The following is a 23,816-nucleotide window of genomic DNA, read 5'->3' as shown; positions in this document are numbered from 1 at the left end:
GGGTGCATAAAAACATCATCTCACCATAAAAACACTAATTCCCGGGGATTGAAACCGCCGAGCGATTTTGATATTAGATAGATTGCTGGTATTTTTCCAGCAACTCCGGGATGTAATCGTAGCCGTCAACACCGATCGCCGGAATGATGTTTGCTCGACTTCTAGCCAAAGATTCTTTAAAAGATTCTGCCCCCATTTGACCCCGCAAAATCATCAGCAAACCAGCCGATTGGCGCCACTCCGCCGCCCCAATTTGCTCCAAAGTATACATCGCCAAACTCCCAGCGAATATCGCTTGTTCTAGTGCGTTGATTCTGTAATAAGCTTGAGCCAAGTAAGCCAAATTCAGACCTTGCAAATACAAGTCGCCCGAAAACTGGGCAGCTTGCCAACCTTTTAGCAAATATTCGATCGCACCTTCAGCATTTTCCAGGGCAATTTTAGCGATACCGAGACTGCTGGAACAAAAAGCTTGACTTTGCCTGTCTCCCAATTTTTCCGATAGCAACAAACCTTGTTCCAAATAACCGATCGCACTCTCATAAACCTCCGGTTCCACCTCCTCCAACTGCCGCGCTTGAAACACTTCGCTGTAACCCAAATTAGCCAGGGCATTTGCCTCGCCTTGTCGTTCTCCCGTTTGTCGTGCCATAATTAAAGCCCGCTGGCTGTAATTAATCGCTTCTTGATAATTTTTTTGAGCAACATAGTTGCGGCTGATGTGATTGAGATTGGCAACTTCGCAAGCTTTGTCTCCTTCCATGCGGGCAATTTCCAGCGCTTGCTTGTGCAGCAAGATCGATCGCTCGTAGGCCCCAGCCGCCTGCATCGAATAACCCAGAAGCGTCAGAATCCGAGCTTTCGCTTGAGTGCCTTCAACTCGCCGCAGCGGTTCGTCTAAATAATCCAAAGTATGGCGCAGAGCTTTACCATCAAAGGAAGCAAAAATTCCGCCGTAAAGCGGAAAATATTCTCGCTGAGAAAAAGCGCGCAAAATTTGCAAAGTTACTTGAAAACAAGCATTTGCCAACTGTTCCCCGCTCTTGGTAGAATTATTAAACCCACTAGCTAGCTGACTCCAAATTACAGCAAAAGTAATGTAAGTAGAAATTGAAGCTTTTGTTGACACTTTGGAATCGTAAACTTGCTTGTCAAACCATATCGCTAACGCCCGCTGCAAGCACTGCAATATAATCGCTAATTCCACCAATCCGCCTAACTCTAAATTCGATTGCTTGGCTGCGAATTGAACAACCGATTCACCCAGCGCAATAGTATTCAAAAGATCCTGGGGAAAGGGACTATTAACTTTTTTTGCCCAAAAAGCCCAAGGCCCATTTTGTTCGGGACTACCGGCAAATCCTAGCTGCTGCGGCTGATAAATCCAGCCGACGAGTTCCGGTTCCAACCGCTGCCAAGATTCTAAACCTTTGGCAATACCGGCGGTGATTTGCTGCAAATCTCGCTCGGTTTCGGGATTGGCAGTTTGCAGCATTTGTTGGTGCAGAGATTTTGCCAATTGCTGCAATTGAGCCAGAGTTAACGGATGTTCTTTATTGGGATCGATTACTTGCAACAATGCCAGGAGGCGGCCGCTAGATTCGGCGGTAAGGATTTGTTGGATTGAGGATGCAATTTCGCGATCTACCCGGTTATCTTTCTGCCAGCGTTCCCATTCTCCTTGGATGGTTTTGAGAGCTCGGAGGGTACGATTTGCCTTTGCTTGTTTGATTTCGTCTTTCTCATTTCTGAGTTGATTTTCTGCGGCATCAAGGCGTTCGCCGAAACAGCGTTCAAAGATTTCGCCGGTACCGGTGCCAATGTCTTGCACCAGCATTTGATAGACTTGTTCTTTAGAGCGAATTTGACCTTTGAGGGTCATTTCGACAATTTTGTCGATTAGGGCTAAGTAGCGATCGCGCAATGAGGTAGATTCTGGCATAATTTATTTTTAGTTAATAACTTTTTATGGACAGCGCTTGCAGCTTGCACCATTTCATGCTGCTATTTAATTTTACAGCTCCTCTGGATTAATGCCCATTGCTCTGAGGCGATCGGCTAATCGATTTGCTCGCTGACTTTCTAATTCTGCTCGCTGACTTTCTAATTCTGCTCGCTGCCTTTCAAACTCCTCTGGAGTCAGAACCCAATCGCCACTGACATCGTACCAACGCAGCCACAACCTCGAACAACCTTGATAACAACCTTCCCACAAACCTATACCTAATTCTAATTCCGGTATCCAGAAGCGCGGCTCGGTTAAAACTTGTTCGCGGTAACGATTGCCAATCAAACGAAATACTCTCAGTTGATTGTTGTACCGACTGAAAACAAAGTAGTAAGGAATCTGCAAAATCTCTTCGTAAACTCGCCACTTAGTAGGCGGTTTATTTGGTGTTTCTTCTGTGATTCCTAAATCCTCATCTTCAGTCCCAGGTGACACCAGTTCCACTACTACCAGAGGACTGACATTTTCTTGCCACATCACGTAGCTGAGGCGCAATTCGTCACCTCGATAAAATCTCGGAGCCCCCAATACGACAAACCAATCAGGTCTTTTGTACCAATTGAAATGGTTAGAATCGTAGTAGAGATTGAGGTCTGTCGCTATAAATATTTGTTCTGGCGGATGGTTGGCGGGGCGGCAGGTTAGACGCAGCAGTTCGGGTTGAAATTCGTGAAATTCGTCAGGCAAACCGGGTTCCTCCGGGTCTTCACTGGGTAAATCATACATCGTAGGGAGGACTTTTGTTTGCGAAGGCTGCGAATCCGGTACGTACATCGTCATAAGATTACCCGGGCTAGACGGCTTGAGGAGATTGAAGCGGTACGGCAATTGAAATATTATAGCGGTTTTCCGTTGAATCAGCTAGATGCCTGGTAATTAATAAGCGGTAATTGGTAATGAGTAATTGATTTGAGAGCGCGATGCTATTTATTTAAATCCCAATCTGAGGCATAATTAGATTGCCGATATTCTCTAGTTTTTTGTGATTTTAAACAGCAATCCCCTCTCAAAAAGCAATCCCATCTTAGAAGCACAAGGATTAACTCGTAGCTTTGGCGGTTTAATTGCTGTAAACGATGTATCTTTTACAGTTCAAAAACACGAAATTTTTGGATTAATCGGCCCTAACGGCGCTGGCAAGACCACTCTATTTAATGTAATGACTGGACTGATACCTGCCTCTAGTGGCACTCTGGTTTATCAAAATGAAAATATTTCCCAATTGAAGCCTTATCAAATTGCTAATAAAGGTATTGCCAGAACTTTTCAAAATATCCGGTTATTTGGGGAACTTTCTGCTGTGGAAAATGTGGCGATCGCCCGACACATCCACAGTCGATCGGGCAATCCAGTTTTGTCGGTGCTGGCGGGGATTTTCGGCTTGCCAGCCTCAAACGCAATGGAACGCAAAACCCAGCGGAAAGCCTTAGAATTGTTGGATTTAGTCGGATTGGGCGATCGCGCGGGCGAACAAGCCAAAAACTTACCCTACGGCGACCAGAGGCGCTTAGAAATTGCCCGCGCTTTAGCCCTAGAACCGCAAATACTCTTGTTAGATGAACCTGCTGCGGGGATGAATCCCAATGAAAAGCACAAATTAAGCGAATTTATCCGAGAAGTGCGCCAACAATTCAATTTAACTGTAATATTGATCGAGCATCATGTACCGCTAGTTATGGGATTGTGCGATCGCATTGCCGTCTTGCATTTCGGTCAGCTTATTGCCTTGGGCGAGCCTGCTGTTGTGAGAAATGACCCGGCGGTGATTGAGGCTTATTTGGGAGATGAAACTTAGATAAATTGAAATTATGTCATCTTGAGTCACCGCATAATTGGAAATCGTGTCTGCACACACAAAGTCCGGAGGGTGCGCGGACTAAGAATAATAGTTAGTCCTAAATGTATCTGCCCGCCTTCATAGGACTTCAGCTATGAACCTGGGGTTGAAACCCCTGGCGGAATCGCGGACTGACTGACTCACGAACTACTGGAAAAAAGACATTTTTTTATCAAGAATTAAGTCACACAAAATGCAACATACCCCACCCGAAGCAGCGCAAAATATCCTCTTGGAACTAAAGAATATTTGTGTAAATTACGGAGGGATTCAAGCCCTGCGAAATATTAATTTAACCGTGAATGCGGGGGAGGTTGTCAGTCTCATCGGCGCTAATGGTGCGGGAAAAAGTACCACACTCAGGGCTATTTCCAAAATAGTTAATATAAACCAAGGACAAATTATTTATACCGGGCGCGATATTACCCGCCGTCAAGCTCACGAAGTTGTGAAATTGGGAATCGCTCACAGTCCAGAAGGGAGGCGCGTTTTGGCGCAGCAAACGGTGTTGACTAACTTAGAATTAGGGGCATATATTCGATCGGACTCGGCGGCCGTAAAAGCCGATTTAGAGCGCCAATTTGAGATATTTCCGCGCTTAGCAGAAAGACGCCGCCAGCTAGCAGGAACCCTCAGCGGTGGGGAACAGCAAATGCTGGCGATCGCCCGTGCGCTGATGAGCCGCCCGAAACTGCTATTATTAGACGAGCCTAGTTTAGGCTTAGCACCCGCGATCGTCAAAGAGATTTTCGCAATCATTCAAAACCTCCGTTCCACAGGCGTTACAATCCTCTTAGTCGAACAAAACGCCAGTTTAGCACTGCAAATTGCCGATCGGGGTTACGTACTAGAAGCTGGTAATATTACCCTCACAGGTATTGGAACGGATTTGCTAAACGACGAGCGAGTCAGGAGCGCATATTTAGGTTGACTTGGTTAATTTTTGGAATCTTGACCGCTTTCTTTGAAGCCGTCAAAGACGTTTTTGGCAAACAAAACCTCAAAAAAAGTGACGAATATGTTGTAGCTTGGTCTCTCTCATTTTTTTCAGTCATCTTTTTGATTCCCTGGGTATTATATACAGGAATTCCGCCATTAAACTCTCAATTTTGGCTCGCCCTATTAATCGGAGGTAGTATCAACGCTGTCACAGCACTCCTCTACATCAAAGCCCTCAAATTATCAGATTTATCCCTGACAGTACCGCTGCTGGCTTTAACACCATTATTCATGTTGGTAACTTCACCGTTAATTGTCGGTGAATATCCCAAGTTTTTTGATTATATTGGAATTTTGCTAATCGTAGCAGGCTCTTATTTATTAAATATCAAAGAGAAATCTAAAGGATATTTAGCCCCATTCAAAGCACTGCTGGATGAACCAGGACCAAAATTGATGTTAATCGTCGCATTTCTCTGGAGTATTGCCGGAAATTTTGACAAAATAGGAGTTACAAATTCCTACCCTATTTTTTGGGTATTCTCTTTGTTTGGTACCATGAGTGTTTTGCTACTGCCAGTTTTATTGCACAAAACGCCAAATCCAGGGCACAAAATTCTCAAACAACTACCAATGCTAGCTGCTATGGGGTTTATCAATGCTACTGGAGTAATTTTCCAAATGCAAGCTTTGACATTAACTTTCGTAGTGCGAGTGATCGCGATTAAGCGTACTAGCGTGTTAATGGGTGTATTGTTAGGTCATTTCATTTTTAAGGAGAAAGATATTAAAGAAAGATTATTAGGGGCCGGAATCATGATTTTGGGAGTTTTATTTATCAGTTTATAGATTGAGATTTCCGGGACTTTGACGCTCGTTCTCTCCCCGAATGTAGGGGCGGTGCCCCCGTGCCCGCCCTCTCTCGGTTGGGCGGGAAGGTCGGGGTTGGGAAACACGCCCTAGCCTCTATTTATGTATAAGTCATGTTATAGTAAAGGCGATCGCATTTTCTCTCACTATTTATTAACATAAAAAAATTAATGCACAAAATCGCCGCCACACCCGGAGGTTGGAACCCTCAAGCAGAAGGAGTAATTTTTATTCAGCAAACTCCAGCACCAATAGTATTTATTAGTGCTGCTGACACCGACATTCAAACTCTCGCAGCCGCCGCATCCAAAATGCCGGCAAAATTTCCCAAAGTGCGCGCAGTAAACCTGCTTCAGTTGCAGCAACAACTAACAATTGACACCTATGCCGAGGAAGTTTTAGAACGCGCAGAGGTCATAATCTTAAGACTGTTAGGAGGGCGTTCTTATTGGTCTTACGGGTTAGAAATTCTGCGGGAAACTGTGCAGAAAACTAACGCATCACTGATTGTAATGCCGGGAGAAGACAGTCCCGACCCAGATTTAATCAGCCATTCAAATGTATCGCTATCAGCAGTCAATCAACTGTGGCGCTATTTCACAGAAGGCGGAGTCCAAAACTTTGTTAACGCACTAAAATTTGCCGCCGATACTTGCTTGAAAACTGCTTATAATCCGCCCGTCCCTCAAACAGTTTCCCGCGTCGGAATTTATGATTGGACAAATCTTGTGGGGCAGGCATCTTGCCTGCCCTTACAAGAAGATAGCAGGCAAGATGCCTGCTCCACAATACAAAATAAGTTACCCAATAATTTATTAAATTTACCAACTATAGCTAAGGTGGGAATTTTATTTTATCGCGCTCATTATTTATCAGGAAATTTAGCACCCATTGATGCACTTTGTCAAGCTCTATTAGAGCGAAACTTAGTACCAGTTCCCGTCTTTGTGTCTTCTCTGCGGGAACCCAATTTGCAAATAGAATTGCTGGAATATTTTCAACCAAAAGAATCAGAACCAATTCAATTATTGCTCAACACCACAAGTTTTGCAATCTCCGGTTTCAGCAGTCAAGAACCGGAACAAAATAGCTTAAAATCCTTAGACGTTCCCGTATTGCAAGCAATCTTCAGCGGCGGCGGTTTGCAACAGTGGGAAACGGAACTTCAGGGACTTTCGCCCCGCGATGTGGCGATGAATGTAGCATTGCCGGAAGTAGACGGAAAAATCATTACTAGGGCTGTTTCTTTTAAAGCCGTACAGACTTGGAACAGCGGATTAGAAACAGATGTAGTAGGCTATGTAGCAGCGGGCGATCGCATTCAATTTGTAGCAGATTTAACCGCTAATTGGGTGAAAATGAAACAAACCCCAGCCGCTAACAGACGCATCGCCATAATTCTAGCAAATTACCCCACTCGCAACGCCCGCTTAGCCAACGGCGTCGGCTTAGATACGCCCGCTAGCTGTGTCGAAATCCTCAAAGCTATGCAGCAAGCTGGCTATCAAATTGAAAGCATCCCTGCTAGCGGCAACGAGTTAATTGAACTGTTAACTTCTGGCGTAACAAATGACCCGGAAGGACGCGAATTGCGGCCTGTTCATCAATCTTTGGATTTGGCCGAATATGAAGAATATTTTGCTAGTTTGCCGCAGGAAGTACAGGATGGAATTTGTCAAAGATGGGGATCGGCGGAAGGTCATACACAAGGTAGGGACACGGCAATGCCGTGTCCCTACTTTCCGATTCCAGGGATTCAGTTCGGTAATGTATTTGTAGGAATTCAACCATCGCGCGGATATGAACTTGACCCCGCGTTAAATTATCACGCCCCAGACTTAGAACCAACTCATAATTATCTAGCTTACTATTACTGGCTGCGAGAAAAATTGGGAATTGACGCTATAATTCATGCTGGAAAACACGGCAATTTAGAATGGCTTCCCGGTAAAAGTATAGCATTGTCTAACAAATGTTATCCAGAAGTAGCATTAGGCGCGATGCCGAATTTTTATCCGTTCATTGTCAACGATCCGGGGGAAGGTTCCCAAGCAAAAAGACGATCGCAAGCTGTGATTATCGACCACTTGACACCGCCGATGACTCGCGCCGAACTCTACGGGCCTTTGCAGCAGTTGGAAACCTTAATCGACGAATATTGCGAAGCCCAAAGTTTAGATCCGTCCAGATTACCGATGATTCGCGATCGCATTCTCGCCCTCACCAACAAAGAAAACTTAGACAAAGACTTAGGAATACAACTAAATAAATCGGAATTTACCGAATTTATTACCCGCACAGACGGCTATCTTTGCGAACTCAAAGAATCCCAAATCCGCGACGGATTGCACATTTTCGGGCAGTGTCCCGAAGGTAGACAGTTGAGAGATTTGATAATTGCGATCGCCCGCCATCCCACCAACGGGCGATCGGGCATAACCCGCGCCCTAGCTAAGGATTTAGACCTAGACTTCGACCCGTTAACGGCCGATCCGACATCGATTATTCAGCACCGCACAGCGGGCGATTTAACAGCAGAACTCGAAGAAAAAGCCGCTGAATTAGTAGATAATTTAATCGAAAACATCCGCGTTTATCCGCGTTCATCTGGGGTTAAAACTAGCCAAATCGGAGAAGCAACAAAACAAGAATTAGACTGGATAAAGAACTATCTTTTACCTTCCCTCCTCCAAACCAACCAAGAAATTACCAACCTTTTGCGCGGACTAGATGGGCGGCACATACCAAGCGGTGCATCCGGCGCACCCACTCGCGGCAGACCAGATGTATTGCCCACAGGTCGCAATTTTTACTCAGTAGATATCCGCGCCATTCCCACAGAAACCGCCTGGAGAGTTGGCAGAGTTGCTGCTGAAACTTTAATCGAAAGATACACCCAAGAAAACGGCGAATATCCGAAAACTTTGGGTTTGTCAGTTTGGGGAACATCCACCATGCGAACGGGGGGAGACGATATCGCCGAAGCCTTGGCACTGATAGGAGTTCAACCAGTTTGGGATGGCCCTTCGCGCCGGGTTGTAGATTTTGAAATCTTGCCAGTTTCTGTTTTGGGACGGCCGCGCGTGGATGTTACTTTGCGAATTTCTGGCTTTTTCCGCGATGCTTTTTTTAATTTAATTGATTTGTTTGACAGTGCGGTAAAAGCGGTGGCAGATTTAGACGAATCGGCAGAAAACAACCCTTTAGCAGCACAAGTTAAAACAGAGATTCAGTATTGGGAATCTACAGGTTTGAGTCAGGAAGATGCGCAAGGGCGATCGCAATTTCGAGTGTTTGGCTCAAAACCCGGTGCTTACGGCGCAGGACTTCAAGGTATAATTGAAGCTCAAAACTGGACAGACGACAGCGATTTAGCAAAAGCTTACATTAATTGGAGCAGTTACGCCTATACCTCCTCTAGTTCCTCAAATTTGCCGGGAGATGTAGCAGGAGTTAAACAGAGTGAATGGGGATGTTCTGCACCCGAAGCATTTGAAAAACGCCTCGGCCAAATGCAAATAGTTCTGCAAAACCAAGACAACCGCGAACACGACATCCTCGATTCCGATGATTATTATCAATTCCAAGGCGGAATGGCTGCCGCAATTCGCAATTTGCAAGGCAAAAATCCTGAAACCTATTTCGGAGATAATTCAATTCCTGAAAATCCGAAAGTGCGGCAATTGAGAGAAGAAATTGCGCGGGTTTATCGCAGCAGGGCTGTGAATCCGAAATGGATAGAAGGTGCGATGCGCCACGGTTATAAAGGTGCTTTTGAAATTGCAGCAACTGTTGATTTTTTGTTTGCTTACGATGCTACGGCAAATTGTGTAGAGGATTTTATGTATGAAGGAATCGCAGAGGCTTACATTTTTGATGAGAAAGTACAGACATTTATTCAAGAAAACAATCCTTGGGCACTGCGAGATATGGCGGAAAGATTGCTAGAAGCTCGTCAGCGGGGGTTATGGCAGAGTGCGAACCAGGATACATTGGATAAATTGAGATCGATCGCCCTGCAAGCCGAAGCCGTCATCGAATCCCATACTGGTTTCTAGTCTGAACCGAGAAATGATAGAATATAGTTAATATGCGAGGAATCCATGTTGCGCGATCTCACCATCCAAAATTATCGCTGTTTTAAAGATTTTCATATCAACGATCAAGCTAGGGTTAATCTGATAGTGGGTCAGAACAATAGCGGTAAAACTACTTTTTTGGAAGCCATTTATTTATTAGTCCAACAACAGAATATTCAAGCTGTGTTTGATGTACTAAATAGTCGCGGCGAAATGAGCAACATAAAAACTAAACTTGCATCGGGTCAAGCAGTAAACCGGAGCAAGTATCAATTTGAACATATTTTTTACGGACATCAACTAACCCCAGATAGAAGTATTTATATTCAATCCCAGAAAGAAGAACAACTCTCACTCAAAATCCAAGCAACCCCTACAAACCAACAAGTGGTAATTCCGGTAGCTGAAGAACTAGAAACAAGCTTTTTAGCATGGGAATTAATTGCTTACTACAATCAAAATTCCCAAGTCAAAATTTCACTGCTGCGCGATGCGACTATTGCTAATATTAGTAGTTTACTTTCTGTTCAATCAACAGAGATAAATGATAACTCTTTGTCGCTTGTTGGAGCCAGCAAAGATAATTATAATTTAATCAAAACTACGGCAATAACTTTTAACAAAATGGCTGGGCTTTGGGATGCTATTACACTGACACCAAAAGAAGAAAGCGTAGTAGCAGCAATGCAACTCTTAGAACCAGATGTAGAACGTATTAGTTTTACCAGTAATCCCACTAATAACAGTGGTATTTTGATTAAAATTAGAGGACAGAATCACCCAATTCCTCTAGGCAGTATGGGAGATGGTATGCAACGAATTCTTAGTATAGCAATGGTAGCCGTCTCATCAGAGAATGGGTTTTTGTTGGTTGATGAAATTGATACAGGTCTTTACTATCAAACGCAAACTGATATGTGGCGATTGATATTTGAAACCGCACAGCGATTGAACGTTCAAGTCTTTGCAACTACCCACAGTTGGGATTGTATAGCCGCATTTCAAGAAGCCTTAGAACAGTCAGAAGATAGTTCTGTTGGCAAATTATTTCGCTTGAGTCGGCGCGGTGAGGATATTCGTGCAGTTGAATACACTCCCGATGAATTGTCCGTTGCAGTGCGCCAAAGTATCGAGGTGCGCTGATGCCAAAAGCACGAAAACCTCCTCAATCAAAACCTCAACAGTTATTGGTAGAAGGTAAGAATGACCGACACGTAATCTGGGCTTTGTGCCAGCAATATCAACTGCCAGAAACATTTTCCGTCGAAGTACCGCAAGAAGAAGGTAGAGAAGGAGGTACAGAAGGAGTTGAAGCGCTGCTAAAAGGCTTACCAGAAAGATTGAAAGCAGAGGATTTACGCACGTTGGGAATTGTGGTTGATGCCGATCGCAATTTAAGTGGGCGGTGGCAATCTATTAAAGATAAACTGAGTTCGATCGGCTATCGAGACATCCCGCAATCTTCCCCTCCCGAAGGCTGGGTTTGCGCGCCTTCAGATCCATACTTGCCTCGCGTCGGAGTTTGGTTGATGCCAAACAATCAACTTCCTGGAATGTTAGAAGATTTTGTCGCCTATCTCATCCCTCCTGGCGACACCCTGCATCCGAAAGCAGAAGCAATTTTACAAGAGATCGAACAAGCCGGACTTAACCGCTACACTTTAACTCATCATCCCAAAGCGCTAATCCACACTTGGCTGGCATGGCAGAAAACGCCTGCAATGCCGATGGGACAAGCAATAACAGCGCAGGTGCTCAGGTGCGATTGCCCGATCGCCTTAATTTTTATTGAATGGTTAAAACATCTGTTTTAGCTAATTGCTCGATCCGCCGGATCATTAGTAATATCTAGTAATGTTTCGCGATCGCTGAAAGCTTTATGATTCGCCGCTACATTGCTAGCATCCTCAAACGTACCTGCGCCGCAACCGCCTTGCTAGCCTTAACTTTGGGATGTTCGTCAACGAAGCCGCCCAACACCGCAGCGACATCGGGTTCGATCGAATCCCCAGTCCTAGCGCAGTCGCCAACGTCTCTGTTAGCTAAAAACGCCAATCTAACCCAAAAATCCCTCAGCGCTGCTTCATGCCCTCAAAACGATGCCTTCACGGAGTCAGTTAACTTCGCCACCCAAGCTTCTAATTTAGCTCAATCAGCCAATTCAAAACAAGACTGGGACGAAGTAGCCACCCTGTGGGTGCAAGCCGTTGCCTGGATGCAAGCGGTTCCCCCAGGCAGTCCCAAACGCGCGTTTGCGGAGAAAAAAGTAATCGAGTACATGAAAAACCTCGTTTATTCCCAACAGCAAGCGGGCGCAAACGGATCGCAAGCCAGTACAGTCAGCTTCAGCAGCGATTTGCTCGACGAAAAGCTAGAACTGTACTTATCCTACGTTGCTGCCGTCGGGCCGCCTGACGTTTTGATCGTCGGCAGTTCCCGCGCATTGCAGGGCGTCGATCCCAAACAGCTAAAACAATCTTTGGCCCAAAATGGCCGTCCGGGCTTAAAAGTATTTAACTTTTCAGTCAACGGCGCAACTGCACAAGTAGTTGACTTTCAACTGCGGCGGCTTTTGAAGCCGGATCATTTGCCTCAAATGATTGTCTGGGCGGATGGTGTGCGGGGGTTTAACAGCGGCCGGGACGATCGCACTTTTAATTCGATCGTCGATTCTGAAGGCAGCCAACTTTTAGCCGCAGGCGTTCGCCCCGAACTGGAGTTCGATGAACCGAATGTGATTCCCCAGTGTTACAGATTCCCGCAGCCCTGCCCTAACAACACTTTCCGCAGAGCACGGGCATCTGTCGATCGACCTTTCAGGGGCGGGCAAGATGCCCACCCCGCAATCAAATTCATGTCTCGTGGGGTGGGCATCTTGCCCGTTGCTGAGAATGCTGCAAGATATCAGTTAAAACCGATCGCAGCGAATGCAGCAACTCAAAAAGCAGAATTGATTCCAGTCTGGCAGCCGACAACAGTAGCAATGAGGCAAGTCAGCGAATTGGCAGATTCGATCGACTCCAACGGATTCATGCCTATATCTAGCCGTTACAATCCCAACACTTATTATCGAGAACGCGCTTACGTTTCAGGCCAGTACGATCGCGACTACGAAAACTTCAACCTCGGAGGCAAACAAGCAACAGCCTTTAATTCAGTTGTAGCATTTACCAAAGCTCGCAAAATTCCCCTGATTTTCGTCAATTTGCCCCTCACCGACGACTACTTAGATGGAACTCGTCTGCGGGCAGAACAGCAGTTCCGGCAGCGAATGAACCAACTCTCGCGGCAAAAAGGCTTCGCTTTCCGCGACTTATCGCAGCGGTGGCCTGGCCGCAACGACTATTTTTTTGACCCCAGCCACCTCAACCGCTTTGGGGCGATCGCAGTTTCTCGCCTACTCGCGGCAGATTCCAGCATTATCTGGCCGCGGCCCAAATCCAGGCGCAGCGACGGATGAAGGAAGTTCGGCAACGGATTATGTAACGGATGTAACTGATGTCAGGAACAAGGAAGAAGGAAGATGTGGAAATGCAGTCATAATAATATTTCTTATTCCCGGCTTTCTTTTTACCAGGCAAATCCTGGTAACGCAGATCCGCAGCCTCTGCCTCGCAATGCTCAAAAATAGTTTAAAATCTAACCTGATGTCCAAAACCAATTTGTGCGATCGAACATTTTAAGATCTTTCACTGAGCCTAAAATCTAAGAATCAAAAATCCAAAATCGATAGATTGTGAACTCACTCTAAAATCTAACAATCGAAAATCCAAAATCTAAAATCTAAAATCGATAGATTGTGAACTCACTCTAAAATCTAACAATCGAAAATCCAAAATCTAAAATCTAAAATCGATAGGTTGTGCAACTAAAACAAGTAATTATTGCCCACAAAGCCAGAGATACCCTCAGCCAGCGGTGGGCAGAACAGTGTGCCCGCCAATTAGAAAGTCGCGGGTGTGACGTTTTAATGGGCCCGAGCGGCCCGAAAGATAACCCGTATCCGGTGTTTTTAGCTTCTAGTAACAGCCCAATTGATTTAGCTGTGGTGCTGGGCGGCGACGGTACGGCCCTAGCTGCGGCCCGGAATTTAGCTGCTGACGGCATCCCGATTTTGGCAGCGAATGTGGGGGGACATCTGGGTTTTTTAACCGAGTCTTTTGAGGATTTCCAAAATACTGAGGAGATTTGGGACAGACTTTCGGAAGACAAGTATGCCGTGCAGAAGCGGATGATGTTGCAGGCGGCAGTTTTTGAAGGAAACAGAACTAATCTCGAACCGGAAAGCGAGCGATTTTTGGCACTCAATGAAATGTGTATCAAACCTGCTTCAGCCGATCGAATGCCGAGCTGTATTCTAGAAATGGAAGTTGACGGCGAAGTAGTCGATCAATATCAAGGCGACGGTTTAATTGTGGCAACTCCCACCGGTTCGACTTGCTACACCGCATCTGCCAACGGGCCGATTATGCACTCGGGAATGGACGCGATCGCAGTTACTCCGATTTGCCCTTTGAGTTTATCCAGTCGGGCGATCGTACTCCCGCCCGGTTCAGTCGTCAGCATTTGGCCTTTAGCAGATTACGAACTCAGTACCAAACTCTGGACAGACGGCGTTTTGGGGACTGCAATTTGGCCGGGACAGCGCGTAGACGTGCGCAGGGCAGACTGCGAAGCCAAGTTTATTATTTTGCGGGAAAACTATTCTTATTACGGCACTTTGAGGGAAAAACTTCACTGGGCAGGAGCCAGAATTCGGTACAGCAACAATCACCGCAATTAATCCGCATCATCCACCGTGAAACTGCATTAATCCGTGGGGCCCGCAAGCGTCAAAAAACCTCTGACATCACCAACAATCTAGATACAAAAACCGCACTCAGCCAACGCACAATTTCTGTACTCTGTTAAGATCGCTCAATATCTTGACAAACAGCCTGATCTATGCTGACTTTCAAAAAATCAACCCGACCTTTCAACCCTCAAGATACATATCCCTGTCCCGTGTGCCGCACCGGTCAAATTTCCACCATGCCGATGATGGACGCCCTAGCTTGCAACTTCTGCCAGCACATTTATACCGCAAGCGTTGAAAGACAATCGCTCCAAATGGCCGATCGCCAACCGCCCGTAACATGGCACTGGAACGGCAAACGGTGGATAGGAGCCCACCTCGAAGGCGTAGAATTCGGATGGCCCTATTTTGCAGCAGCGATCGGTCTAATTTTCCTTCCCACTACCTTGCTGGGACTTTCAAGTTACTATTTTCCCCCGGTTCCCGGCAGCCGGTTGTCGTGGCTGCCCGCAGCTTGGACAGGCTTAGCTTTTTTGTCCCATTTAGGCATTGTGCTGTGGTTGATCGGTGAATTTTATCAATTCCCGGTGGCAACTTACTTCAGAGCTTGGGGGCGCAGGATTGGCCGGCGCTAGCTTGATGCTCTCAAACAGCCGATCGGCCCAGGGTGGCGCACGGGGATCGATCCAGGTAAAATTAGAGGCGATCGGAAAACTCAATTCCCAATCAGCACTTAAGCAGCTATAATCGATAGCTATTCTAAATAGTCAGATACAAACGCATTGCGATTTGTGAGGAGACGAATGAACATACTTGGAATCTCGGCGTACTATCACGACAGCGCCGCAGCCTTAATTCGCGACGGAGAAATTATAGCCGCAGCGCAGGAAGAAAGATTTTCCCGCAAAAAGCACGACGCCAGATTTCCCAAGAATGCGATCGCTTATTGCTTGAAAGAAGCGAACATAGATTTGCGGGAACTCGATCGCATAGTCTTTTACGACAAACCTTTAGTCAAATTCGAGCGCCTTCTCGAAACTTATTTAGCCTACGCACCCCAAGGTTTTCGCTCTTTCGTAACCGCCATGCCGATATGGCTCAAAGAAAAGCTTTACCTCAAAACCATGCTCAAAAGAGATCTGGCAGCAATAGCAAACTGCAAAACGAATAAACTGCCATCTCTGCTATTTACCGAACACCACCAATCGCACGCAGCATCGGCATTTTTTCCCAGCCCGTTTCAAAAAGCAGCCGTTTTGTGCCTCGACGGCGTGGGCGAGTGGGCAACAACCTCGGTTTGGTTGGGAGACGGCAACGAACTTACACCTCAGTGGGAAATCGATTTTCCTCACTCCTTGGGTTTGCTTTATTCAGCTTTCACCTATTACACAGGCTTCAAAGTCAACTCTGGCGAATACAAACTCATGGGTTTAGCTCCTTACGGCGAACCCAAGTATGTAGACAAAATTCTCAACTATTTAATCGACCTCAAAGATGACGGAACTTTCCGTTTGAACATGGATTATTTCAACTATACAGTTGGCTTAACCATGACAAACAAGAAGTTTGACGAACTGTTTGAAGGGCCGCCGCGTCAAGCTGAAGGAAAATTGACTCAGCGAGAAATGGACATTGCAGCTTCCATTCAAGTTGTTACCGAAGAAGTTGTTTTGCGGCTTTGCAGAACAGTTAAAAAAGAATTGAATGTCGATTATCTTTGTCTTGCCGGCGGCGTTGCTCTCAACTGCGTTGCTAACGGCAGACTCTTGCGGGAAGGTATTTTCAAAGATATTTGGATTCAGCCGGCGGCGGGAGATGCTGGCGGTGCTTTGGGCGCGGCTTTGGCGATTTGGTACCAGTATTGCGAACAAACTCGCACTGTGAGCGCGAACTCGACAGCAAATAGTATAGAATCCCTCAAAACTGAACTTGTCACTACAAACGCAGCGGTTGAGGAGAGGACTGAAGTTCTCACTGCAAACCAAGCGGTGGCAACTGTGGCGAAGTCTGTTGCTCATTTAACTTGTCACGACCAAATGCGCGGCTCTTATTTGGGCCCGAGGTTTACAGACGCAGAAATTCTTGAATATTTGGATGCTGTCAAAGCCAGCTATCACCGATTGGACGATGCCGAATTAATGCCGCAGTTGGCTGAGATTTTGGAACAGGGAAATGTGGTGGGATGGTTCCAGGGGCGGATGGAATTTGGGCCGCGGGCTCTGGGCGGTCGATCGATCGTTGGCGATCCCCGCAGTGCTAAAATGCAGTCCGTGATGAACCTGAAAATTAAATATCGGGAATCATTTCGACCTTTTGCGCCGTCAATCTTAGCCGAACGAGTTGCGGATTATTTCGAGATTGACCATTCTAGCCCTTATATGCTATTGGTAGCACCTGTCAAGTCCAGTCTCCGCATTCCGATGACTCCGGAACAAGAGCAGTTGTTTGGCATTGAAAAGCTCAACATTCCGCGATCGGAAATTCCGGCTGTCACCCACGTCGATTACTCGGCTCGCATCCAAACTGTTCACAAAGAAACCAATCCTCGGTACTATGACTTAATCAGCCATTTTGAAGAGCGATCGGGCTGTTCAATTGTGGTAAATACGTCTTTCAACGTCCGAGGCGAACCCATTGTTTGCACTCCAGAAGATGCTTACCGCTGTTTCATGCGAACCGAAATGGACTATCTGGTTTTGGAAAATTACTTGCTTCCCAAGTCCGAACAAATTCCTTGGAAACAAGATGATGCTTGGAAAAATGAATTTGAACTAGATTAGTTATTAGTTAGTTGTTATTGGTTATTAGAAGAGTGCGAATAACCAATAACAACTAACTAATAACAAATAACGAATAACCCATTCCCCATTCCCCATTTCTAATGAGCGACGAAATTAAAAAACTCGATAAAAAAGGCCTGCGCGATTTCGGGCTGCTAATTGGCGGGCTGATTGCAGTGCTGTTTGGGTTAATACCTTTACTGAGGAGACATTCTATACCTTGGTTGCCCTTTTGGCTGCCCTGGGCAATCGGCGCAGTCCTAATCGTGCTAGCATTGGTTGCGCCGAAATCGCTGAATCCCATTTATCACGGGTGGATGCGGTTTGGACTTATCCTCCACAAAATCCAAACGCCGATCGTCCTAGGGATAGTTTTTTACCTGATAATTTGGCCGATGGGAGTGATCAAAAACATTTTCGGCGAAGATGCAATGCGGCGAAAACTCAATCCGAAAATGGATACTTACCGCATCCCAAGTAAAGCAAGAACAAAAGTTAGTATGGAGCGTCCTTTCTAAGTGTTTGAATCAACATTAGACTTTATCAAAGATTTGTGGGCGTTTATGAGAGAACGCCAAAAGTATTGGCTGTTGCCGTTAATTGTGACTTTAGTCTTTTTGGGAGCTTTGATTGTATTGAGTCACGGTTCTGTGATTGCTCCGTTTATTTACACCCTGTTTTGAAAGAATGAGCAAGTTGAAGAATTTGGGTGTCAATATAGGTTTGACACTCGGCGGTTTATTGATGGGGGTGATAATTGGTGAAGTTGGATTGCGAGTTGCGGGGATTGAAGGCTATCCAAAAATAGGAGATTTCGTAGACTCGGCGCCAACTCGTTTTCACACTTCCGATCCGAATTTGGGCTGGAAGCTGAAACCGGGTGCGTCGGGGGAATGGAATGGGGAAGGTGCGAGTTTTGTGCAGGTGAATAGCGAGGGCTTGCGCGATAGGGAACACACAAAAGCAAAGCCTCCAAATACTTTGCGTGTGGCGGTTTTGGGCGATTCTTTCACCGAGGCAATTCACGTACCTGTCGAACAAACTTTCTGGTCGAAACTGGAACGAAAGTTAGGCAACTGCCAGGCCGTTAAGGGACGCAAAAATGTTGAGGTAATCAATTTTGGCGTGCAGGGTTATGGTACTGCTCAAGAATTGATAATGCTGCGAAAAAAAGTGTGGGATTACAATCCTGATATTGTAATTCTTGCTTTTTTTATTGGCAATGATGTGATAAATAATTCTCCCAAACTGGAATACGATCGCTACCGACCATTTTTTGCTTATGATGCTAGCGGCAAGTTAGTAGCAGATATGTCTTTTCGCAATCTGGCGCCGATCGACCGCAACGAAAGAGCAGTTTCCTTTGTAGACCGAATGCCCAGTTTTATCGTCAACAATTCGCGAATTTTGCAAGTCATTAAAAAGGTAGACTTAGATAGGAAAAAACGGGAGTTATCCGGGGATTTTACCACATTAAGTACCCTGAACCTCAAGGAACCTCAGGATGCAGCTTGGCAAGAGGCTTGGAGGGTGACAGAGGGTTTGATTGTGACGATGCGGAATGAAGTCGTGCAGAAAAAGGCTGATTTCTTGGTTGTGACGATCGGCGATCCGATGCAAGTTAGACCGGAGGCGCAGAGGCGAAAAAATTTTATGAGAAAGAACAACATTCAGGATTTGTTTTATCCCGATAGGCGGCTGGAAAAATTGGGCGCGCGCGAGGGTTTTCGGGTACTGAATTTATCCGAACAGATCCAAGGCTACACTGAAAAATATCAAGTCTGCGCCCACGGTTTTGAGAATTCTGTACCCTGTGGGGGTCACTGGAATGAACTAGGACACCGGCTGGCTAGTATCTTGATTAACCGAAATTTGTGCCAAAATTTGAAGCAGTCTCAAGTCCCCAAAAAACAACCGTAATCAGTCAAATTTCATGAAAGATTCAACGCCACTCGAAAAAGGCAAAAATATATTAATTATAATCGCGGTTAATTTGGCGATCGCCTTTATCTGTCTGGAAGCTTTGTCGCTTGCTTTTTATTTTATTAACCAAAAGCAGTTTTTTTATACCAGAAATAAAACCAAAGAAAAAGTAGTAGAAGATATTGAAAGGATCGGAATTAGACTTGATGAATCTATCGTAGAAAGACTGCACCCGTTTTTTGGCTACGTGCTAAAACAAGGTGCTTTCACTAATGAAAAACTAAAGTTAAAAGTCAACAAACACGGCTTTTTTTCCCTGTACGAATATCCCTTTATTAAAACCAATAAGAATCAATTTATTATCGGAGTTTTTGGCGGTTCAGTTGCCAACAACTTTGCAGTAGATGAATATGTCAGTCAAAGATTGTCTAAAAAATTGCAGAGTTATCCAGAATTTGCCGATCGCGAAATTGTGGTTTTAAATTTTGGCAACGGCGGCTACAAACAGCCCCAACAGTTATTAATTTTAAATTATTTTCTGGCTTTGGGTCAAGAGTTAGATTTAGTCATCAATATTGACGGTTTTAACGAAGTAGCACTGTCAAATTTAAACAATAAAGCCCAAGTTGAAGTAGGAATGCCCAGCGTTCAACACATACAGCCTTTGACGGGTTTAGCCAACAACAACTTATCGCCGGAAGCGATGAGTTCGATCGTGCAAATTAACGAAAACAAAAAACAATTGAAAGCAGGTATTGACAAATTGCAAACTTGTCAGCTTGCTTTGTGTCACGCTGTTACCTCGCTACAGGTGAAACAATTAGTCAACAATTACCAGCAAGCAGTTGTCAAGTACGATCGGCAAGTCACACAATCCAACCTAAATACGGCAAATAGCGGTATAGTATACATTCCCAAAGCTGACTTTGTTTTGCAGGATGCCGCTGCTTTTGACAAAATGGCATCGATGTGGTACGAATCGTCGATCGGGATGAATCAAATTTTATCAAGTAGAAAGATTAAGTATTTTCACTTTATCCAGCCCAACCAGTATTATCCAACTAAGCGAGCATTTACCGCCAAGGAAAACGAAATCGCGATTGACAAGAAAAGTCCTTACATTGAAGGGGTGAAAAAAGGTTATCCGGTGCTGTTGTCCAAAGTCGATGATTTGCAAAAAGCTGGGGTTAATGTTTTTAACGCCGTGAATATTTTAGACAATACAAAAGAAACTGTTTACAAAGATGCCTGCTGCCACTATAATTCAGTTGGAGAGGACGTATTAGCCAACTATGTTTCCAGTTCCATTATTAAAGTAGTAAGAAAGTCGAAATAGATATTTATGAAAAATTTTAACTTTATTAACAAAAACCAAGAAATCCTAAAAATTGCTTTAATTAACTTAGCGCTTTTACTTTTTTTCGTGGAACTCGGTTCCTTGGGATGGTATTTTGTCAAGCACAAGCAATTTTTCTATACTAGACAAAAGACGCAAGATAAGTCGGCTTTAGGAATTAATTTAGAAGGAGTGCGGCTCAACGAGTCGATTGTCGAAAGGTTTCATCCTTTTTTTGGATTTATTCAAAAACCCAGCGCTGATTTTCGACCGGGTTTTAAGGTTAACAACTACGGATTTATCTCTCCTTATGATTACCCTTTAAAAAAGACAAATAAAAATCAATTTATTATCGGAGTATTTGGCGGCTCCGTGGCTTCAAATTATGGGATATTTGAAGTTCAAAATAAAATTTTACCTCGATATATAAAGCAGATTCCGGCTTTCAAAGATCGAGAATTTGTAATTTTGTCATTTGCTACCGGAGGCTACAAACAACCGCAGCAATTATTAATTTTAAACTACTTTTTGGCTTTAGGTCAAGAATTAGATATGGTCGTCAATATAGATGGCTTTAATGAAGTAGCACTTTCTAATTTAAACAATAAAACTCAAATCGATCTGGCGATGCCAAGCATTCAGCATATTTTGCCGCTGACTAACTTGGCGAATAATAGCCTTTCTACAAAAGCCATGAAAGCAACGATCGCAATTAAAGAAAATAAAGCTAGGATTAATCAGGGTTTGGAAAGTTTGCAACACTGTTCTTTAGCTGCGTGCGATGCTTTGACTTCTGTTTACGTTCAAAATTTAGTAAATAATTATAAAAGAGATGTCATTAAGTTTGAAAAAGCACGGACGAAACAACAAAAAGATGATAGTGGCAGCGTTATTTATATCAATACTAACAAGTCAGTTTTACAGGATTCAGTAGCTTTTCAAGAAATGGCGTTGAATTGGGCAAAAAGTTCAATTTTTATGCACAAAGTTCTCTCTGCTAGTAATGTGCCTTATTTTCATGTTCTTCAGCCTAATCAATATTATCAGACGAAAAGGGTGTTTGGTGAAGCTGAAAAGCAGATTGCTCTTAACAAGGATACTCCTTATGCTAGAGCTGTGCAAATTGGATATCCGGCTCTTTTCAAAAAGTTTCCTAATTTGGAAAAAAATAATATCAATATAGTGAATGCTGTCAATGTTTTTGACAAGACTAAAGAGGCTGTTTATGTAGATAGCTGCTGCCACTACAATCAAGCTGGAGAGGTGGTTTTCAGCAATTATGTGGGCCGTTCTATTTTGGAAGCTTTGCGGAAGGATGAAATACAAAAGAAGAAGTAGGGGTGGCTTCCACTAACCATCAACGACTCAAACAAACAGTCTCAAAAACCCGCCCCCGCCATGCTAAATTTGAATGTACATTTCGATTTACCGTGGGGTGGGGGCGGGTTTATTTATATTTTGAATTCTTGCTGAGATTGTTTGTCAAACCCGCCCATACAAAGGAAATGTACTTTTTATCTGGGCTGATGAGAACAATTGACTGTAGTGAATGGTTTTTAGGTTTTTGGTTCGGTTTTAGGTCGATCGCCCGCTGAGTCGATCGGCATTACCAATATCTTATCAACTCGGTTGCCGTCCATATCGACTACTTCCACGCGCAAACCGTTCCACTCAAAATGCTCGGCTGCTGTGGGAATTTTGCCCAAATGTGTAATCACAAAACCGCCCATTGTGTGGTAACTTCCTTTGTTTTCTGCTGATATTTCTTCGAGGCCAAACAGCTCAAAAAAATCTTCGACTGGTAGCATTCCGTCTAACAGCCAAGAACCGTCTTCGCGCTGCACGGCTTCCGGCTCGTCAGCATCTTCAATCGAGGGAAAGTCGCCAACGAGTTCGACTAAAATGTCGTTGACTGTAACCAATCCTTGAATCACGCCGTATTCGTCTACCACCAAGGCAATTTGATTGCTAGATTGCTTGAAAAGCTCTAATACTTTTAACCCCCGCGTGCTTTCAGGTACAAATAAAGGCCGCCGTAAAGAAGCGCTTAAATCGAGGGGTTGACCTGTTAAAGTCCTCGACAGCATATCTGTAACGTGTACTAAACCGAGCACGTTGTCGAGGCCTCCCTGACACACGGGAAACCGAGAATGACCGCTGCCGAGCATTTTTTGGCGGTTTTCTTCTACTGAGTCGTCGAGGTCGAGCCAAGTAAGATCGGGACGCGGGGTCATTAAGGCGCTGACTCGCCGATCGCCCAAACGAAACACTCTTTCTACCATGTCTTGTTCGGCTTCTTCAAAGGTTCCGGCTTCGGTTCCTTGCTCGATTAAAACTTTAATTTCCTCTTCTGTAACTTGCGGTTCTGTCGAGGGCGATATCCTCAGCAGTCGCATCACTAAGTCAGTGGAATAACTTAACAGATAAACCGCAGGAGCGCCAATTTTTGAGAGCATTCGCATGGGAATTGCTACGCTTGAGGCGATCGGCTCCGGGTTGTTGAGCGCTAGCCGCTTCGGCACGAGTTCGCCGATAATTAAGGTCAGATAAGTGATGGTTAAAACTGCTACTACTGAGGCGATCGTCTTAGAGTAGGGCGCGAGGCCAGGAATCAGGTTCAACAAAGGCTCTACTCTTCTAGAAATCGTCGTTTCTCCGAAAGCGCCCGACAGAATGGCCAGCATCGTAATCCCGATTTGAACTGTCGGTAAGAACTGATTGGGGGCATTAGCCAGATCCAAAGCTACGCGGGCATTGGTGGAACCTTGGTTGGCCATCTGTTGCAGTCTCACCTTCCGTACAGAGATGATGGCCATCTCTGACATCACAAACAAGCCATTGAGGAAAATTAGCAGGAGAACAATCAGAATATCGGTACTTGGGGACATTTCTAAAATTTTCGGTAGTAACGGCGAAGCGCTCTGCCCGGTTAGTCGATTTTAGATTTTAGATTTTAGATTTTAGATTGACTCCGCAGCCAGTATCTGGGGGATTTCCCTAATGTCTAAAATTTTTCGATCTTCACAACTTGAGTCGGGGGCTTGTATCCGTCTTTGGGTGCAGTCACAGGAGAGGTCTGGAAGCTGCGAATCTCGATCGCAAAATCGAAATTTTTTCTAAACCTGGCCCTATATTAACGGAACTGGCTCGATCGCGATCGCAGGATCGAGATATTAGAGCAAAAATCTATCGCCAGTTAAGTTCCAAGGCATCAACAGCACATCGGCACAATCACTGATGTTTGTCGTA

18 protein-coding genes are annotated in these 23,816 nt (G+C 44.8%); 15 read left to right on the top strand and 3 right to left on the bottom strand.

The features are described from left to right. Positions 1-73: 73 nt before the first annotated feature. Both QUA54_RS07430 and QUA54_RS07425 read right to left on the bottom strand, forming a co-directional pair. The gene (locus QUA54_RS07430; protein WP_333414023.1) at positions 74-1,942 is read right to left on the bottom strand and encodes a tetratricopeptide repeat protein; all 1,869 of its coding nucleotides are present in this window, start codon (positions 1,940-1,942) and stop codon (positions 74-76) included. Between the two features lie 72 nt (positions 1,943-2,014). After that, a complete protein-coding gene (locus tag QUA54_RS07425; RefSeq protein ID WP_333414022.1) occupies positions 2,015-2,788 on the bottom strand; it encodes a Uma2 family endonuclease in 774 nt (257 codons plus the stop codon). 202 nt (positions 2,789-2,990) lie between these two features. Between QUA54_RS07425 and QUA54_RS07420 the strand changes: the two genes are divergently transcribed. The 15 genes from QUA54_RS07420 to QUA54_RS07350 all read left to right on the top strand — a co-directional run bounded on the left by QUA54_RS07420 (position 2,991) and on the right by QUA54_RS07350 (position 21,905). Then, positions 2,991-3,803 (top strand): ABC transporter ATP-binding protein, encoded by an 813-nt coding sequence (locus QUA54_RS07420; RefSeq protein WP_333414021.1) that lies wholly within the window; start codon positions 2,991-2,993, stop codon positions 3,801-3,803. A 235-nt stretch (positions 3,804-4,038) separates the two neighbouring features. After that, positions 4,039-4,776, top strand: coding sequence for an ABC transporter ATP-binding protein (locus QUA54_RS07415; protein WP_333414020.1), 738 nt, complete (start codon positions 4,039-4,041; stop codon positions 4,774-4,776). After that, on the top strand, positions 4,773-5,633 hold the full coding sequence (locus tag QUA54_RS07410; protein ID WP_333414019.1) for an EamA family transporter: 861 nt from the start codon (positions 4,773-4,775) through the stop codon (positions 5,631-5,633). Before QUA54_RS07415 ends, QUA54_RS07410 begins: the two co-directional genes overlap by 4 nt. Positions 5,634-5,824: 191 nt before the next feature. Then, positions 5,825-9,712, top strand: coding sequence for a cobaltochelatase subunit CobN (cobN, locus tag QUA54_RS07405; RefSeq protein ID WP_333414018.1), 3,888 nt, complete (start codon positions 5,825-5,827; stop codon positions 9,710-9,712). Positions 9,713-9,757: 45 nt separating this feature from the next. Then, positions 9,758-10,876 (top strand): AAA family ATPase, encoded by a 1,119-nt coding sequence (locus QUA54_RS07400; RefSeq protein WP_333414017.1) that lies wholly within the window; start codon positions 9,758-9,760, stop codon positions 10,874-10,876. Beyond that, on the top strand, positions 10,876-11,547 hold the full coding sequence (locus QUA54_RS07395; RefSeq protein WP_333414016.1) for a DUF3226 domain-containing protein: 672 nt from the start codon (positions 10,876-10,878) through the stop codon (positions 11,545-11,547). Before QUA54_RS07400 ends, QUA54_RS07395 begins: the two co-directional genes overlap by 1 nt. A 65-nt stretch (positions 11,548-11,612) precedes the next feature. Further along, positions 11,613-13,193, top strand: a complete 1,581-nt coding sequence (locus tag QUA54_RS07390) for a hypothetical protein (RefSeq protein WP_333414015.1) — start codon at positions 11,613-11,615, stop codon at positions 13,191-13,193. 402 nt (positions 13,194-13,595) lie between these two features. Next, positions 13,596-14,516, top strand: coding sequence for an NAD(+) kinase (locus QUA54_RS07385; RefSeq protein ID WP_333414014.1), 921 nt, complete (start codon positions 13,596-13,598; stop codon positions 14,514-14,516). 161 nt (positions 14,517-14,677) lie between these two features. Then, a complete protein-coding gene (locus tag QUA54_RS07380) occupies positions 14,678-15,163 on the top strand; it encodes a hypothetical protein (RefSeq protein ID WP_333414013.1) in 486 nt (161 codons plus the stop codon). 168 nt (positions 15,164-15,331) lie between these two features. After that, positions 15,332-17,308 carry a carbamoyltransferase gene (locus QUA54_RS07375; protein ID WP_333414012.1) on the top strand — a complete coding sequence of 659 codons (1,977 nt, stop codon included), beginning with the start codon at positions 15,332-15,334 and terminating at the stop codon, positions 17,306-17,308. Between the two features lie 101 nt (positions 17,309-17,409). Beyond that, on the top strand, positions 17,410-17,826 hold the full coding sequence (locus tag QUA54_RS07370; RefSeq protein ID WP_333414011.1) for an SxtJ family membrane protein: 417 nt from the start codon (positions 17,410-17,412) through the stop codon (positions 17,824-17,826). Next, positions 17,827-17,991 carry a DUF5989 family protein gene (locus QUA54_RS07365; RefSeq protein WP_333044816.1) on the top strand — a complete coding sequence of 55 codons (165 nt, stop codon included), beginning with the start codon at positions 17,827-17,829 and terminating at the stop codon, positions 17,989-17,991. Between the two features lie 4 nt (positions 17,992-17,995). Next, positions 17,996-19,228: an SGNH/GDSL hydrolase family protein gene (locus tag QUA54_RS07360; protein WP_333414010.1), complete on the top strand. Its 1,233-nt coding sequence runs from the start codon at positions 17,996-17,998 to the stop codon at positions 19,226-19,228. A gap of 13 nt (positions 19,229-19,241) precedes the next feature. Continuing rightward, positions 19,242-20,567 (top strand): hypothetical protein, encoded by a 1,326-nt coding sequence (locus QUA54_RS07355; RefSeq protein WP_333414009.1) that lies wholly within the window; start codon positions 19,242-19,244, stop codon positions 20,565-20,567. 6 nt (positions 20,568-20,573) lie between these two features. Beyond that, entirely contained in the window at positions 20,574-21,905 is a 1,332-nt protein-coding gene (locus QUA54_RS07350; protein WP_333414008.1) for a hypothetical protein, read from the top strand. Positions 21,906-22,123: 218 nt separating this feature from the next. On the opposite strand, the gene QUA54_RS07345 is transcribed toward QUA54_RS07350, so the two are convergent. Then, positions 22,124-23,455, bottom strand: a complete 1,332-nt coding sequence (locus QUA54_RS07345; protein ID WP_333414007.1) for a hemolysin family protein — start codon at positions 23,453-23,455, stop codon at positions 22,124-22,126. Positions 23,456-23,816 lie beyond the last annotated feature (361 nt).

This window comes from Microcoleus sp. MOSTC5 (assembly GCF_036701825.1).
GTDB classification, from domain to species: domain Bacteria; phylum Cyanobacteriota; class Cyanobacteriia; order Cyanobacteriales; family Microcoleaceae; genus Microcoleus; species Microcoleus asticus.
The sequence above is the reverse complement of the archived record's forward strand: the minus strand, read 5'-3'. Positions and strand labels throughout refer to the sequence as shown.

Excerpts from the sequence above, each read along its gene's own strand:
- QUA54_RS07360 (WP_333414010.1), top strand. The coding sequence starts at position 17,996 with ATGAGCAAGTTGAAGAATTTGGGTGTCAATATAGGTTTGACACTCGGC.
- QUA54_RS07430 (WP_333414023.1), bottom strand. The coding sequence starts at position 1,942 with ATGCCAGAATCTACCTCATTGCGCGATCGCTACTTAGCCCTAATCGAC.
- QUA54_RS07355 (WP_333414009.1), top strand. The coding sequence starts at position 19,242 with ATGAAAGATTCAACGCCACTCGAAAAAGGCAAAAATATATTAATTATA.
- QUA54_RS07425 (WP_333414022.1), bottom strand. The coding sequence starts at position 2,788 with ATGACGATGTACGTACCGGATTCGCAGCCTTCGCAAACAAAAGTCCTC.
- QUA54_RS07375 (WP_333414012.1), top strand. The coding sequence starts at position 15,332 with ATGAACATACTTGGAATCTCGGCGTACTATCACGACAGCGCCGCAGCC.
- QUA54_RS07395 (WP_333414016.1), top strand. The coding sequence starts at position 10,876 with ATGCCAAAAGCACGAAAACCTCCTCAATCAAAACCTCAACAGTTATTG.
- QUA54_RS07370 (WP_333414011.1), top strand. The coding sequence starts at position 17,410 with ATGAGCGACGAAATTAAAAAACTCGATAAAAAAGGCCTGCGCGATTTC.
- QUA54_RS07415 (WP_333414020.1), top strand. The coding sequence starts at position 4,039 with ATGCAACATACCCCACCCGAAGCAGCGCAAAATATCCTCTTGGAACTA.
- QUA54_RS07380 (WP_333414013.1), top strand. The coding sequence starts at position 14,678 with ATGCTGACTTTCAAAAAATCAACCCGACCTTTCAACCCTCAAGATACA.
- QUA54_RS07390 (WP_333414015.1), top strand. The coding sequence starts at position 11,613 with ATGATTCGCCGCTACATTGCTAGCATCCTCAAACGTACCTGCGCCGCA.
- QUA54_RS07345 (WP_333414007.1), bottom strand. The coding sequence starts at position 23,455 with ATGTCCCCAAGTACCGATATTCTGATTGTTCTCCTGCTAATTTTCCTC.
- QUA54_RS07350 (WP_333414008.1), top strand. The coding sequence starts at position 20,574 with ATGAAAAATTTTAACTTTATTAACAAAAACCAAGAAATCCTAAAAATT.
- QUA54_RS07400 (WP_333414017.1), top strand. The coding sequence starts at position 9,758 with ATGTTGCGCGATCTCACCATCCAAAATTATCGCTGTTTTAAAGATTTT.
- cobN (WP_333414018.1), top strand. The coding sequence starts at position 5,825 with ATGCACAAAATCGCCGCCACACCCGGAGGTTGGAACCCTCAAGCAGAA.